Below are 13575 nucleotides of genomic sequence, written 5' to 3' on the forward strand. Positions count from 1 at the left end.
TCTCCACTCGTCGTGGCCGGGCTTGTCCCGGCCATCCACGTCTCAGTTGCCCAAGGCGGCGTGGATGTTCGGGCCTTCGCCGCCCCGAAGCGGCTACGGCCGCGCAGGCGGGTCAAGCCCGGGCATGACGGAGTCCTGAACTAACAGCCTCGCGCCATCATGCGCGGCGATCATCAACCGCTGCACCGTCCCCGGCACAGCGCCGCGGACGGCCGCCGGCAGATAGTGCTCCGTCCGCCCCTGCGTCTCGCTCTCGATCAGCACCTCGCGCTCGCTGCCGATCTCGGCATCCAGACGCCGCAGCAACGCCGCCTCTCCCGCGGCCCGCAGCCTCTTGGCGCGATCGCGGATGACGGCGCCATCCACCTGCGGCATGCGCGCCGCCGGCGTGCCCGGGCGCAGCGAATACGGAAACACGTGCAGAAACGTCAGGCCGCATTCCTCGACCAGGTCGATCGAGCGCGAGAACATCTCCTCGGTCTCGGTCGGAAATCCCGCAATCAGATCGGCGCCGAGCGAGATATCCGGACGCAGCCGCCGCACTTGGTCACAGAACGCTATCGCGTCGGCGCGCGAATGTCGCCGCTTCATGCGCTTCAGGAGCAGATCGTCGCCAGCCTGCAGCGACAGATGCAGATGCGGCATCAGCCTGGCATCATCCGCGAGCGCATCGAGCAGGTCGGCATCGGCCTCGATCGAATCGATCGAGGAGATGCGTAGACGCTGCAGCTCGGGCACGTGGCGCAAGATCTGCTTGACCAATCTGCCGAGCTTCGGCGTCGCCGGCAGATCCGCGCCGTAGCTCGTCAGGTCGACGCCGGTGAGCACGATCTCGGCATGGCCGCGCTCGACAAGCGTCCGCACCTGATCCACCACGGCGCCCATCGGCACCGAGCGCGAATTGCCGCGGCCGAACGGGATGATGCAGAAGGTGCAGCGATGGTCGCAGCCGTTCTGCACCTGGACGAACACCCGCGGCAGGCCGCGCTGGAAGCCGTCGACCAGATGCGGCGCCATCTCCGTCACCGCCATGATGTCGGAGACAGCGACCTTCTCGAAAGCCTCGGTGCCGAATCGTGGCGAGGCCAGCGCCTGCGCCGTCGCGCGCCACGCATCGGGCCGCAGCTTGTCGTCATTGCCGATGACGCGGTCGACCTCGGGCATGGCAGCGAACATGCCAGCCTGCGTCTGCGCGGCGCAGCCGGTCACGACGATGCGCGCCGCGGGGCGCTCGCGCTTCAATTTGCGGATCGACTGCCGCGCCTGCGCCACCGCCTCGTTGGTGACGGCGCAGCTGTTGACGACGATGGTGTCGTCGGCGCCGGCCGCTTCGGCATGCTTCGCGATCAGCTCGGATTCGAACGCGTTGAGCCGGCAGCCGAAGGTGACGACATCGACGCTCATGCGACGCTGGCGAACAGCTCTGGCTCGAACCGCCCCTCATATTCGAAGGTCGCGGTCCCGGTCATCAGCACGTGATCGTCGCGCTCGCGCCACTCGATCGTCAGCTCGCCGCCGGGCAGCGTCATCTGCACGATCCGGTTGGCGCGCTTCAGACGGGCCGCCGCGACCGCGGTCGCGCACGCCGCCGAGCCGCAGGCCCTGGTCAGCCCGGCGCCACGCTCCCAGGTCCGCATCGTGATGTGGTCGCGGTCGACGATGTGGGCCAGCGTGATGTTGGCCCGCTCGGGGAAGATCGGGTGGTTTTCCAGCAGCGGCCCGAAGCGCTCCAGATCATAGGCGTTTATGTCCTCGACCCAGAACACCGCGTGCGGGTTGCCCATGTTGACGACCGACGGCGAATGCAGGATCGGGGCGTCGATCGGGCCGATCTGCAGCTCGATGTAGCGGGTGTCGCGGAATTCCTCGGCGAGAGGAATCTCCTGCCAGCCGAACTTCGGCACGCCCATGTCGACGGTGTAGAGGTCGGGCGCCGGGCCCTGCCAGCAGTTCAGCAGTCCGGCGCGGGTCTCGAACGTCGCGCTGGTCTGGCCGGTCTTGCCGAACACCTGGCGCACCACGCAGCGCATGCCGTTGCCGCAGGCGCCAGACTCCGAGCCGTCATTGTTGTAGATGCGGATGAACGCTTCGGTGCCTTCGAGCCGCGGCGGCTGCAGCACCATCAGCTGATCGTACGGCACCCGGGATGCCACCGCCCGCGCCTCGTCCGGCGTGACGACATGCTTCACGTCGCGAAGATCGACCACGACGATCTCGTTGCCGATCCCGTTCATCTTGACGAAGCTGTGGTTGGCCAGCGCGCTCATGAAAATATCCAAATTGTGTCCGCCTTATATGGCGAATGGCGCGGCATTGACCAGCCTGCAGAGCGACATGACGCATCTGTCATGGGACGCCGCGCCGCCGAGCATGTTAGGACCGGTTCATTCGCCGGCACGAACCGGGCAAAGCAGCACGGCCACTGGAGAATAGTCGAATGAATCTCAGCACTTTCCGCCTCGTTCTGGCCGTGAGCTCGGTCGCGCTCCTGCTCGGCGGCACGCCCGCCCGGGCCCAGGCGCCGTCGGCCTCGCCGGCTCCGGCGGCATCGGCCACGCCTGCGCCAGCCCCGAGCGTGCTACCGGCTCCCTCGGCACCGGCCTCTCCTGCACCTGCCGCGTCGGCCAGTCCCGCGCCCGCGACCAGCCCAACGCCGGCCGCCAGCGCGAGCCCCGCGCCGTCGTCATCTCCGACCGCGGCCCAGTCCCCCGCCACGCCGCCGCCGGCCGCGGCGCCGGCCCAGGCGGGCGACGCCTTCGGTGACGAGATCAAGCTCGAGGCGAAGAAGGTTGTCCTCGTCAAGGGCACCGCCAATTGGGACAACGCATTCGATACGCTGATCGACTCCTTCAAGTCGCTGTCGGCCACGCTGGACAAGCAGGGCATCAAGCCCGCCGGCAACGGCATGATCGTCTACACCTCGACCGACGACACCGGCTTCACCTTCCTGGCCGAGATGCCGATCGAGCAGGAGCCGAAGACGCTCGGCAAGGGCATGAGCATCGGCCAGTCGCCCGAGGGCAAGGCGCTGAAGTTCGTCCATCGCGGCTCCTACGACAACATGGACAACACCTACGAGGCGATCACCAACCACCTTGATGAGCGCCGGCTGGAGGCCAAGGACACCTTCATCGAGGAGTATTTGACCGACCCCTTGAAGACGGCCGAGGACAAGCTCGTCATCAACGTCTACGTGCCGCTGAAGTGAGCACCATGATGATCAGATCGATGTTTGTTGCCACACTGGCGGCCGCTACGACACTGCCGGCGCTGGCGGACGACATCGCGCGCCAGGACACCCCGGCAATCACCGTCAGCGGCGAGGCCAGCGTGACGGCGCCGCCGGATCTGGCGCAGATCGACGCCGGGGTGGCGTCGGATGCGAAGACGGCGCGCGAGGCCGCCGAGGCCAACAATGCCGCGATGGCCAAGGTGCTCCAGGCGCTGAAGAGCGCGGGGATCGCCGACAAGGACTATCAGACGTCGCGGCTGTCGATTCAGCCGCAATATGCGCAGAACCGGCCGGGCCAGCCGGCCGTGACCGGCTATCGCGCCTCGAACCGCGTCACCATCAAGGTGCACGATGTCGGCAAGGTCGCCAGCGTCATCGACACGCTGGTCGGCGCCGGCGCCAACGACGTCGGCAACATCTATTTCAGCGTCGCCGAGCCGTCCAAGCTGCTCGACCAGGCGCGCGAGAAGGCCGTCGCCGACGCGCGCCGCAAGGCCGAGATCTACGCCAAGGCCGCTGGCGTGACGCTCGGCCAGCCGCTCAACATCGCCGAGGACGGCGCTCCGGCGCCGGTGTTCCGCGCCAAGACCTTCGCCGCGCCGATGGCCGCGACGCCGACACCGGTGGCACAGGGCGAGGAGACGCTGTCGATCACGGTCAACGTGACCTGGGCGATCAAGCCGGCGCAGTAGGTATAAGTCTGTCTCATACTGTGAGACGCGACGCGGCCACGACAAACTCAGTGTCGTCCCGGCCTTGAGCCGGGACCCATACGCCGCGGCGGATGTTATCGCGCGAGATGGAGCTGCCGGCCTTCGCAAAACTTGATTCGGTGGTTATGGGTCCCGGCTCAAGGCCGGGACGACACCATTGTTGTTGCGGCAGCGGACTAAATCTCCACCACTTGCCCCGGCTTCAACACGCCAAAACGCTCGCGTGGGATGCCGGCCTGGTCGAGCGCCGTGTGCAGCGCGTGCACCGGCGCATCGATCGCCTCATCGGTCAGCTGGAACGTGCCGTGGTGATGCGCCAGCGCGGCTTCCGCGCCGCAATCCTGCAGCGCCTGCACGGCATCCTCCGGGTTCATGTGCTGGTCGCGCATGAACCAGCGCGGCTCGTAGGCGCCGATCGGCAGGATCGCCAGCCTGATCGGCGCGTGCTGCTCCGCAACGCGTCGGAAATGCTTGCCCGTGCCGTAACCGGAATCGCAGACGATGTAGAGCCGGCCGCGCGGCGTCTCCAGCACGAAGCTTGCCCACAATGCCTTGTTGCGGTCGAACAGGCCGCGCGCCGTCCAGTGCCGCGTCGGCACCAGCGTCACCGCGACCTCCTCGTTCAAGGTCACGCGATCGTGCCAGTCATAGGCCTCGGCGCGGATCTTGGAGTCGGCGTCGATCATCGTGAGGTCGTTGCCGAGCGGTGTGACCACCCGCGGCGAAAATCGCGCGGTCAGCTTCGACAAGGTCCGGATATCGAGATGGTCGTAGTGCCCGTGCGAGACCAGCACGACATCGATGTGCGGCAACGCCTCGAAGGCGATGCCGGGATCATTGTGGCGTCGCGGGCCGGCGAAGGACAACGGCGAGACCCGCTCCGACCAGACAGGATCGACCAGGATGTTGAGCCCGCCCGTCTGGACCAGCCAGCTGGCATGGCCGATGAAGGACAGCCGCACCGCCTCGCCGTCGATCCGGTGCGGCGGCGCGTCGGCATGCGGGCTCGGCGCCCAGGCCGGCCAGCGGGAACGCTTGCCGTTGCGGTCGAACTGCCAACGCAGCACCTGGGAGAGGGATTTGGGCGGAACGCCGTCGGGATCGTAGAAGCGCTTGCCGTCGAAATGGTCGGTGACGGGGCCGGAATAGGTCCTGGAACGGCGCAACAAGGTCGTCCTCGCGAAGGCAAAGCTGAACTGGCTGAAGAGGTAAGCGGCCGCACAGGGTCCGGCAACGGGACGGCGCGAAGCAAGTTTCCTTGACTTTTGCGGCTGCGGAGGGTTTAACCCGGCCGAATTTCGGAAAGTTTCGTCTTTTCGAGCCACCGCCCGGCCCTGGAGGCCGGAGGTCACCGCCCGACAGCGCTGTGCGCCCTCGGGCGCAAACGTGTTTGGACTGACGGTTTCGGCCGATCTGCCGAGGCCTATATGGTCGTCATGGGCCGCAGCACGCGGCGATGACGGGCGGCAATGAAGCGAGCGCCCGACAAGGGCAAAGGATACGGCATTGTTCGACAATCTGTCGGAAAGGCTTGGCGGCATTCTCGATCGGCTGACGGGGCGTGGTTCGCTCTCGGAAGCCGATGTCGACGCCGCGATGCGCGAGGTCCGCCGGGCGCTGCTCGAGGCCGACGTCGCACTGGAGGTTGTCCGCAGCTTCACCGAGCGCGTGCGCGAGCAGGCGATCGGCGCCACCGTGGTCAAGTCGGTCACCCCCGGCCAGATGGTCGTGAAGATCGTCCATGACGAGTTGGTCAAGACGCTCGGCGACGACGGCCAGACCATCGACCTCAATGCCGTGCCGCCGGTGCCGATCATGATGGTCGGCCTGCAGGGCTCGGGCAAGACCACCACCACTGCCAAGCTCGCCCGGCGCATGGTTCAGCGCGACAAGCGCAAGGTGCTGATGGCCTCGCTCGACGTCTACCGTCCGGCCGCCATGGAGCAGCTCGCGGTGCTCGGCCGCGACTTGGACATTCCGACCCTGCCGATCGTCGCCGGCCAGATGCCGCCGCAGATCGCACGCCGCGCCATCGAGGCGGCCAAGCTCGGCGGCTATGACGTGGTGCTGCTCGACACCGCCGGCCGCACCACGCTCGACGAGGACATGATGAAGGAGGCCGCCGAGATCAAGGCGGTCGCCAACCCGCACGAGATCCTGCTGGTCGCGGATTCGCTGACCGGCCAGGACGCCGTCAATCTCGCCCGCTCGTTCGACCAGCGCGTCGGCCTCACCGGCATCGCGCTGACCCGTATCGACGGCGACGGCCGCGGCGGCGCCGCGCTGTCGATGCGCGCGGTCACCGGCAAGCCGATCAAGCTGCTCGGCACCGGCGAGAAGACCGACGCGCTGGAGGACTTCTATCCCTCGCGCATCGCCGGCCGCATCCTCGGCATGGGCGACATCGTCTCGCTGGTCGAGAAAGCCGCGGCGAACATCGACGCCGAGAAGGCCGCGCGCGCCGCCGAGAAGATGCGCAAGGGTCAGTTCGACCTCAACGACATGCGCGAGCAGCTCTTGCAGATGTCGCAGATGGGCGGCATCAGCGGGCTCATGGGCATGATGCCCGGCATCTCCAAGATGAAGAACCAGATCGCGGCCGCCGGGATCGACGACAAGATTCTCAAGCGCCAGGTCGCGATCATCGATTCGATGACCCGCGAGGAGCGCAAGCATCCCGACCTGCTGAAGGCGAGCCGCAAGAAGCGCATCGCCGCGGGCTCCGGCCAGAGCGTCGAGCACGTCAACAAGCTCTTGAAGATGCACCGGAACATGGCCGACGTGATGAAGGCTATGGGCTCCGGCAAGCGCGGCCCGCTCGCCGGCATCGCCCAGGCGATGGGTTTTGGCGGCGGTGGCGGCATGCCCTCGCCGGAGCAGCTCAAGGCGATGGCCGAGAAGATGCCGGGCGGCATGCCCGGCGGCTTGCCGAATTTGCCGAAGGATCTTCCCGCTGGCCTGCGCGGCGGCTTGCCCAATCTTCCGGGCCTCACCGGTCTCAGCGGCAAGCCGACCCTGCCGGGTCTCGGCCTGCCTCCGGGGAAGAAGAAATGACCTCACTCCCGTCATTGCGAGGAGCGAAGCGACGAAGCAATACAGAGTCGCGCACGCCGCTCTGGATTGCTTCGCTTCGCTCGCAATGACGACCCATCCAACTTCGTATCAAGACATCGACACCTAAGGAGAACTTTCATGTCCGTCGTCATTCGTCTCGCCCGTGCCGGCACCAAGAAGCGCCCGGTCTATCACGTCGTCGTCGCCGACTCGCGCTTCCCGCGTGACGGCCGTTTCATCGAGCGCCTCGGCTACTTCAATCCGCTGATGCCGAAGGACAACGAGGCGCGCCTCAAGCTCGACATGGAGAAGGTGAAGGGCTGGCTCGCCAAGGGCGCGCAGCCGTCCGACCGCGTCGCCCGCTTCCTCGATGCCGCCGGCGTCAAGAAGCGCGAAGCCCGCCAGAACCCGATCAAGGCCGTGCCGCGCAAGGAGCGCAAGGCCCAGGCCGAAGCCGCCGCAAAGGGCTAAGCCTCTTGCTGCGCGAGGCCTCATGCTTCGAGACGCACGGCTTTCGCCGTGCTCTTCAGCATGAGGTGATCGCTCCTCGTCCTGAGGAGCGCGCCGTTGCGCGCGTCTCGAAGGACGAGGCCCGCTGATGTCCAAGCTCATCTGCGTCGCCAGGATCGGCGCCGCGCACGGCGTGCGCGGCGAGGTCCGCTTATGGACCTTCACCGAGGATCCGCTGGCCGTGCTGCATTTCGGTCCGCTCACGACCAAGGACGGCAGCCGATCGTTCGAGGTCGCGAAGGCGCGCGAGACCAAGGATCATCTGGTCGCCGCGATCAAGGGCGTCACGGACCGCAATGCGGCCGAACGGCTCAACGGGCTCGAGCTCTATGTGCCGCGCGAGCGCCTGCCCGAGACCGATGACGACGAATACTACCACGCCGACCTGATCGGCTTGGCCGCCGAGACCACCTCAGGCGCCCCGCTCGGCCGCGTGCTCGCCATCCATAATTTCGGCGCCGGCGACATCATCGAGATCGCTCCGCCCTCCGGGAGCACGCTGATGCTGCCGTTCACCAATGCTGTGGTGCCGACGGTGGACCTCGCCGGTGGGCGGGTGATCATCGAATTGCCAGGTGAGATTGAGGGCGAGGACAAAGACTCGTCCGATGATTCGGCTTCACAAGAGAGCGACGCTGCCGCCTCAAACTCAGCCCGTCGTCCCCGCGAAAGCGGGGACCCATAGCCACCGCAGCTGATTGGCTTGCGCGGGACTGGCCGCTTGCCTGCTTCGAAAATCACGCGGTATGGGTCCCGGATCGGCGCCGCGACGCGCTGGTGCGCGTCACGGCTTGTCCGGGACGACAGCGGTGTGTGGAGCCGCACCAGCATACATCGCCGATGCAGGGGCTCGATCTCATCGCGCTGGTGCCGTAACAGAACGCCATGACCGCTTCGCCTCCGCCCTCTGCCCCGCTCTGGCAGGCCACCGTGCTGACGCTGTTTCCCGAGATGTTTCCCGGGCCGCTCGGCGTGAGCCTGGCCGGCCGAGCCTTGGCTGGCGGCATTTGGGCGCTGGAGGCGCGCGACATCCGGGCCTCGGCGACCGACAAGCACCGGAGTGTCGATGATACGCCGGCTGGAGGCGGCCCGGGAATGGTGCTGCGCGCGGACGTGCTGGCCGCCGCGATCGATGCCGCCGCCGTTGCACCCGAACGGCCGAAGCTGCTGATGAGCCCGCGCGGTCGGCCCTTGACCCAGGCCTTCGTCCGCGAGCTTGCCGACGGTCCCGGCCCGCTGATCGTTTGCGGCCGTTTCGAAGGCATCGACCAGCGCGTCATCGACGCGCGCGAGCTGATCGAGGTCTCGATCGGAGATTATGTGCTGTCGGGCGGCGAGATCGCCGCGCTGGTGCTGATCGACGCCTGCGTGCGACTGCTGCCCGGTGTGATGGGCAAGCTCGAATCCGGCACTGACGAGAGCTTCTCCGACGGCCTACTGGAGTACCCGCAATACACTCGCCCGCAGCTGTTCGAGGGCCGTCCGATTCCGGATGTGCTCACCTCGGGCGATCACGCCAAGGTCGCGGCGTGGCGCCGCGCGCAGGCCGAGGCGCTCACGCAAGCGCGGCGGCCGGATCTGTGGACCGAATGGCAGGTGCGCCAGACCCTGGAACAAAGCAGGACCAGCCAAAAAGCGCCAAAAAGCACGACAGACGGGTGACAAGCCTCGCGCTTTGGCTTATAGGAGCGCCCAATTCCGCAAGTGACGGCAGGAACAAGCGCAGCCCCCGCGTGACCCGGCTGGGCGCGCCGCCGATGGAGATTTACCCGTGAACCTGATTCAGCAGCTCGAAAAAGAGCAGTTCGACAAGCTGTCCGCCAACAAGACCATTCCGGAGTTCGGCCCGGGCGACACCGTGATCGTCAACGTGAAGGTGGTCGAAGGCGAGCGCACGCGCGTGCAGGCCTATGAAGGCGTCTGCATCGGCCGTTCCGGCGGCGGCATCAACGAGAGCTTCACCGTCCGCAAGATCTCCTACGGCGAAGGCGTGGAGCGCGTGTTCCCGATCCTGTCCCCGATGATCGACTCGATCAAGGTCGTGCGCCGCGGCAAGGTGCGTCGCGCCAAGCTGTATTACCTGCGCCAGCTGCGCGGCAAGTCGGCCCGCATCGTCGAGAAGCAGGACCGCCAGCAGGCCGCGGTGAACGAGTAATCGTTGCTTCCCATGGATTGACGAAAAGCGCGGGCTGGTCCCGCGCTTTTTTGTTTTGGGCACCGTCATTGCGAGGAGCGGAGCGACGAAGCAATCCCGAGTCCTCGCTCAGCCCTGGATTGCTTCGCTTCGCTCGCAATGACGGCGGGCGCAAACGCATCTCGCACTCCCTTGCCCGCGTGCTATATATCGCCCTGAAATGGTTCTAGATCGCACCAGCATGGCCTGCCGCCGCGTCGTCATCGACGATCATAGCCGGCTGCCCGGGCGGTTCTTCGGAAGGTTCGCGACGTCTGCGACGTCCGAGCTTAGGCGCGCGCTGTAAGCCGCAGCGCCTCTTCCTGATTGTTCGCGCGTGCCCGTCACGCGTCGTGTCTCAAACCTTAAATTCCCGGGAGCATTCGCTCATGTCGAAGCCGACCACCCTGTACGACAAGATCTGGAACGACCATCTGGTGCACGAAGCCGAGGACGGTACCTGCCTGCTCTACATCGACCGCCACCTGGTGCACGAGGTGACGTCGCCGCAAGCGTTCGAAGGCCTGCGCGCCACCGGGCGCAAGGTGCATGCGCCGGAGAAGACGCTGGCCGTGGTTGATCACAACGTGCCGACCACCGACCGTTCCAAGCCGAATCCGGATCCGGAGAGCATCGAGCAGATCAAGGCGCTGGCGGAGAACGCCAAGGAATTCGGCATCGAATATTACAACGAATTCGACCGCCGCCAGGGCATCGTCCACGTCATCGGCCCCGAGCAGGGTTTTACGCTGCCCGGCACCACGATCGTCTGCGGTGACAGCCACACCTCGACGCATGGCGCGTTCGGCGCGCTGGCGCACGGCATCGGCACCTCCGAGGTCGAGCACGTGCTGGCGACACAGACGCTGATCCAGAAGAAGGCGAAGAACATGCGCGTCACGGTCGACGGCGTGCTGCCGGACGGCGTGACGGGCAAGGACATCATCCTCGCCATCATCGGCGAGATCGGCACCGCGGGAGGTACCGGCTACGTGCTGGAATACGCTGGCGAGGCGATCCGCGCGCTGTCGATGGAAGGCCGCATGACCGTCTGCAACATGTCGATCGAGGGCGGCGCGCGCGCCGGTCTGGTCGCGCCCGACCAGAAGGCGTTCGACTTCCTGCGCGGCCGTCCCAAGGCGCCGCAGGGCGCCGCCTGGGACGCAGCGATGCGCTACTGGGAGACCCTGCGCTCCGACGACGGCGCGCATTTCGACCACGAGCTCCGGCTCGACGCCGCCAAGCTGCCGCCGATCGTGACCTGGGGCACCTCGCCCGAGGACGTGATCTCGGTGACCGGCGTGGTGCCCGATCCGGACAAGATCGCAGACGAGGCCAAGCGCATCTCCAAGCATCGCGCGCTGAAGTACATGGGCCTGACCGCGGGCACGAAGATCACCGACATCAAGCTCGACCGCGTTTTCATCGGCTCCTGCACCAACGGCCGCATCGAGGATCTCCGCGCCGCAGCCAAGATCGCCGAAGGCAAGACCGTCAGCGGCCACGTCAACGCGATGGTCGTCCCGGGCTCGGGCATCGTCAAGGAGCAGGCCGAGGCCGAGGGTCTCGACAAGATCTTCATCAAGGCGGGCTTCGAATGGCGCGAGCCGGGCTGCTCGATGTGTCTTGCCATGAACCCCGACAAGCTGGCGCCGGAGGAGCGCTGCGCCTCGACCTCGAACCGCAACTTCGAAGGCCGCCAGGGCTTCAAGGGCCGCACCCACCTGGTGTCACCCGCGATGGCCGCGGCGGCTGCGATCGCCGGACACTTCGTCGACGTGCGCGACTGGCGCTGATCAAGCCGCCCGGTCATCGCTTTCTGCGTTGCTCGACTTCAAAAGGCGACGTTCGTGTCAACGAACGTCGCCTTTGTTATGCCTGCCGACGCCTTCAACTTTGCGCCGGAAACGTCGGGATGTCCGGCCATTTATTTCGAACTGATCATCGACCTGCTGCAGTGCGAGCGGTTTACTGACTGCACTCTTCAAGGTTGCAATTCGAAGACAGGTCTCTTATGATTTGATCGGTTAGGCGCCGTCGAGCGGGAGAATCGTATGATTCATCCATTCAATGTCGATCCTCAAAATCCTTACGACGGCCCTGACTTCGACGAGTTCTGCATCGCAGAGAAGAGCTATTTGAGCGCGCGACGGGATCGCAGCGATTGCATCACCTGCGCGCTTTCCAAGCTCTGCCAGGCTGGCTTTGAACATCAAGTCGACCTTGCTGCACAAGGCAAGGACCCCAGCCTTACCAAGGATTGCCAACTCACGGCCGAAGACCTGACCGCCGAACGTCTTTTCGATGGGCTTACGGATGAACAAGTCGACTTCGTAAAAATTCATATCCCCGGACTTGCGAAGGAGCACGACAATGTCTGATCCCGCATCAATGCAACTTGAGGCCAAGAAGCAGCTTGCGAGCAAAGCCGAAGCCGTTGCGAAACATCAGTTGGAAGCCAAGCGCCAACTCAGCGAGAAGGCAGCGCTCGCGAGCAGGACTCAATTGGAAGCCAAGAAGCAGCTGATGGAGAAAGCCGATCTGACCAGCCGGATGCAACTGGCCTCGAAGAAAGCAAAGTCCTGACATTCGCAGTGATCGTGAGGTCGGTTGCTCCTGACGATGCGCTCCGGCGCACGACGTGATGATCGGTACGAATCTTCAGTGAAGTCTTGGCAGTTCGGCAATACTTTCTTAGGACCGCGGGCGCAAAATCCTACCACCGGACGCGCCGCGTCTGCAGAGGAACGTGCCGAGGAGCCTGACATGGCCGACAAGCCGGAATACGTCGACCTCATCCGCGATGCGACGCGCCAGCGCCGCAAGACACCGCCCGCCAAGATCATCGCCCAGCCGGAGGCTCCGAAGGAGGAGCGGCGGTTGTCGAACTGGCCGCCCGGCCGCTTTGCCAAATGGCGCATCGAGACGCTGGTGCCGTGGAAGCTGAGCGTGAAGAACTGGCAGTTCAAGGACTGGCTCTGATTGTCGCGCCTCACTCCATCCCCCTGAAATGAGAGAAGGGCGCCGTTGGGCGCCCTTCCTGTTTTGACGAACTTCAAGCACGATCAGTAGTAGCGCCAATGGTGGCGGTGCCGATGATGCCATCGGTGATGATGGCGCCAATGATGACCCCGCCAATGCCGGTAGTGGCAGATGCGGCGTGGCCCGTAATGGGTCCAGACGACGCGGCAGCGACGGTAGGGATAGTAGTAGCCCGTCGTATAAATCGGCGTGTAGTAGCTGCGGTAGCCGTAGAAATGACGGCGGTGATGGTGGAAGTACGGCCGGTAGGCGTAGTGCGGGCGATAATGATAGCCGCCGCCATGGAACACCGGCCGCGGACCGAATCCGCCGTGGAATGCCGGGCCACCACCGTGGAAGGCCGGACGCGGGCCACCACCGCCGAAGGCATGTCCTCCCCCATGAAACGCGGGACTGCCGCCGCCCCTGAACATGGCGCCGCCGCCATGGAACGCCGGGCCACCGCCTCCGCCGTGGAACGCCGGACCGCCGTGGAAGCCGCCACCGCCCCCACCGTGGAATCCACCACCGCCGGGATGCCCGCCGCCACCGCCACCGGGGCCTCGGACCTGAACGGCCAACACGTCCGAAGGTGTCTGCGTGGCGGAGCCGGCACCGAGACTCACCGGCGACATCGCAAGCGCAGGCCGTCCGGACGCGCCCGCCAAGACAAACAGTGTGGCCGCCGCAAGACTGAGGCGACGAGCAAGACCAGCACGCTGGTCCTTCATCCTCATCATGGTCCCTTCTCCCTGAATGCTGTGCAACGATGGACCCATGCAGCGCCGATGCTGGTCGTCCGATCGGTGGATTCGCGCACCCCCATCATGAACGTAGAGATAGCGACGTGAATGCGGCATGAATGATGCACG

Annotated in this window: 15 protein-coding genes; 11 read left to right on the plus strand and 4 right to left on the minus strand. The window is 65.8% G+C overall.

What is annotated here, in order from left to right:
- Window positions 1-93: 93 nt before the first annotated feature.
- Together mtaB and dapF are read right to left on the minus strand one after the other, a co-directional pair.
- On the minus strand, window positions 94-1404 hold the full coding sequence (mtaB, locus tag ACQR1D_RS00560; protein WP_434893697.1) for a tRNA (N(6)-L-threonylcarbamoyladenosine(37)-C(2))-methylthiotransferase MtaB: 1311 nt from the start codon (window positions 1402-1404) through the stop codon (window positions 94-96).
- Entirely contained in the window at window positions 1401-2267 is an 867-nt protein-coding gene (dapF, locus tag ACQR1D_RS00565) for a diaminopimelate epimerase (RefSeq protein ID WP_434884117.1), read from the minus strand. The genes mtaB and dapF overlap by 4 nt, the downstream gene beginning before the upstream one ends.
- Window positions 2268-2437: 170 nt before the next feature.
- Between dapF and ACQR1D_RS00570 the strand changes: the two genes are divergently transcribed.
- Window positions 2438-3208, plus strand: a complete 771-nt coding sequence (locus ACQR1D_RS00570) for a GyrI-like domain-containing protein (RefSeq protein ID WP_315800721.1) — start codon at window positions 2438-2440, stop codon at window positions 3206-3208.
- A gap of 5 nt (window positions 3209-3213) precedes the next feature.
- Complete coding sequence (locus tag ACQR1D_RS00575; protein WP_434891438.1) at window positions 3214-3924, plus strand: SIMPL domain-containing protein; 711 nt, start codon at window positions 3214-3216, stop codon at window positions 3922-3924.
- 197 nt (window positions 3925-4121) lie between these two features.
- Here ACQR1D_RS00575 and ACQR1D_RS00580 read toward each other — a convergent pair whose 3' ends face one another.
- Window positions 4122-5114, minus strand: a complete 993-nt coding sequence (locus ACQR1D_RS00580) for an MBL fold metallo-hydrolase (RefSeq protein ID WP_315800723.1) — start codon at window positions 5112-5114, stop codon at window positions 4122-4124.
- 337 nt (window positions 5115-5451) lie between these two features.
- Here ACQR1D_RS00580 and ffh point away from each other — a divergent pair, with 337 nt between their 5' ends.
- The 9 genes from ffh (at window position 5452) to ACQR1D_RS00625 (ending at window position 12664) form a co-directional block, all read left to right on the plus strand.
- Entirely contained in the window at window positions 5452-6999 is a 1548-nt protein-coding gene (gene ffh, locus ACQR1D_RS00585; protein ID WP_315800724.1) for a signal recognition particle protein, read from the plus strand.
- A 138-nt stretch (window positions 7000-7137) separates the two neighbouring features.
- Window positions 7138-7470 carry a 30S ribosomal protein S16 gene (gene rpsP / locus ACQR1D_RS00590; RefSeq protein WP_008964221.1) on the plus strand — a complete coding sequence of 111 codons (333 nt, stop codon included), beginning with the start codon at window positions 7138-7140 and terminating at the stop codon, window positions 7468-7470.
- Window positions 7471-7597: 127 nt separating this feature from the next.
- Window positions 7598-8194 carry a ribosome maturation factor RimM gene (gene rimM / locus ACQR1D_RS00595; protein ID WP_434838836.1) on the plus strand — a complete coding sequence of 199 codons (597 nt, stop codon included), beginning with the start codon at window positions 7598-7600 and terminating at the stop codon, window positions 8192-8194.
- Window positions 8195-8394: 200 nt separating this feature from the next.
- Window positions 8395-9171: a tRNA (guanosine(37)-N1)-methyltransferase TrmD gene (gene trmD, locus ACQR1D_RS00600; protein WP_434838835.1), complete on the plus strand. Its 777-nt coding sequence runs from the start codon at window positions 8395-8397 to the stop codon at window positions 9169-9171.
- 109 nt (window positions 9172-9280) lie between these two features.
- Window positions 9281-9664, plus strand: coding sequence for a 50S ribosomal protein L19 (gene rplS / locus ACQR1D_RS00605; RefSeq protein WP_315800727.1), 384 nt, complete (start codon window positions 9281-9283; stop codon window positions 9662-9664).
- A 407-nt stretch (window positions 9665-10071) separates the two neighbouring features.
- On the plus strand, window positions 10072-11478 hold the full coding sequence (gene leuC / locus ACQR1D_RS00610; protein ID WP_315800728.1) for a 3-isopropylmalate dehydratase large subunit: 1407 nt from the start codon (window positions 10072-10074) through the stop codon (window positions 11476-11478).
- A 258-nt stretch (window positions 11479-11736) separates the two neighbouring features.
- Complete coding sequence (locus ACQR1D_RS00615) at window positions 11737-12063, plus strand: hypothetical protein (protein ID WP_315800729.1); 327 nt, start codon at window positions 11737-11739, stop codon at window positions 12061-12063.
- Window positions 12056-12268, plus strand: a complete 213-nt coding sequence (locus tag ACQR1D_RS00620; RefSeq protein ID WP_315800730.1) for a hypothetical protein — start codon at window positions 12056-12058, stop codon at window positions 12266-12268. Before ACQR1D_RS00615 ends, ACQR1D_RS00620 begins: the two co-directional genes overlap by 8 nt.
- Before the next feature lie 180 nt (window positions 12269-12448).
- A complete protein-coding gene (locus tag ACQR1D_RS00625) occupies window positions 12449-12664 on the plus strand; it encodes a hypothetical protein (RefSeq protein WP_315800731.1) in 216 nt (71 codons plus the stop codon).
- Between the two features lie 83 nt (window positions 12665-12747).
- Here ACQR1D_RS00625 and ACQR1D_RS00630 read toward each other — a convergent pair whose 3' ends face one another.
- Complete coding sequence (locus tag ACQR1D_RS00630; RefSeq protein ID WP_316215505.1) at window positions 12748-13443, minus strand: hypothetical protein; 696 nt, start codon at window positions 13441-13443, stop codon at window positions 12748-12750.
- Window positions 13444-13575 lie beyond the last annotated feature (132 nt).

The sequence above is a fragment of the Bradyrhizobium sp. HKCCYLRH2047 genome (assembly GCF_051168175.1).
Lineage (GTDB): Bacteria > Pseudomonadota > Alphaproteobacteria > Rhizobiales > Xanthobacteraceae > Bradyrhizobium.

Excerpts from the sequence above, each read along its gene's own strand:
- ACQR1D_RS00575 (WP_434891438.1), top strand. The coding sequence starts at position 3,214 with ATGATGATCAGATCGATGTTTGTTGCCACACTGGCGGCCGCTACGACA.
- rimM (WP_434838836.1), top strand. The coding sequence starts at position 7,598 with ATGTCCAAGCTCATCTGCGTCGCCAGGATCGGCGCCGCGCACGGCGTG.
- ACQR1D_RS00630 (WP_316215505.1), bottom strand. The coding sequence starts at position 13,443 with ATGATGAGGATGAAGGACCAGCGTGCTGGTCTTGCTCGTCGCCTCAGT.
- ACQR1D_RS00615 (WP_315800729.1), top strand. The coding sequence starts at position 11,737 with ATGATTCATCCATTCAATGTCGATCCTCAAAATCCTTACGACGGCCCT.
- mtaB (WP_434893697.1), bottom strand. The coding sequence starts at position 1,404 with ATGAGCGTCGATGTCGTCACCTTCGGCTGCCGGCTCAACGCGTTCGAA.
- leuC (WP_315800728.1), top strand. The coding sequence starts at position 10,072 with ATGTCGAAGCCGACCACCCTGTACGACAAGATCTGGAACGACCATCTG.
- trmD (WP_434838835.1), top strand. The coding sequence starts at position 8,395 with ATGACCGCTTCGCCTCCGCCCTCTGCCCCGCTCTGGCAGGCCACCGTG.
- ACQR1D_RS00625 (WP_315800731.1), top strand. The coding sequence starts at position 12,449 with ATGGCCGACAAGCCGGAATACGTCGACCTCATCCGCGATGCGACGCGC.
- ACQR1D_RS00570 (WP_315800721.1), top strand. The coding sequence starts at position 2,438 with ATGAATCTCAGCACTTTCCGCCTCGTTCTGGCCGTGAGCTCGGTCGCG.
- dapF (WP_434884117.1), bottom strand. The coding sequence starts at position 2,267 with ATGAGCGCGCTGGCCAACCACAGCTTCGTCAAGATGAACGGGATCGGC.
- rpsP (WP_008964221.1), top strand. The coding sequence starts at position 7,138 with ATGTCCGTCGTCATTCGTCTCGCCCGTGCCGGCACCAAGAAGCGCCCG.
- ACQR1D_RS00620 (WP_315800730.1), top strand. The coding sequence starts at position 12,056 with ATGTCTGATCCCGCATCAATGCAACTTGAGGCCAAGAAGCAGCTTGCG.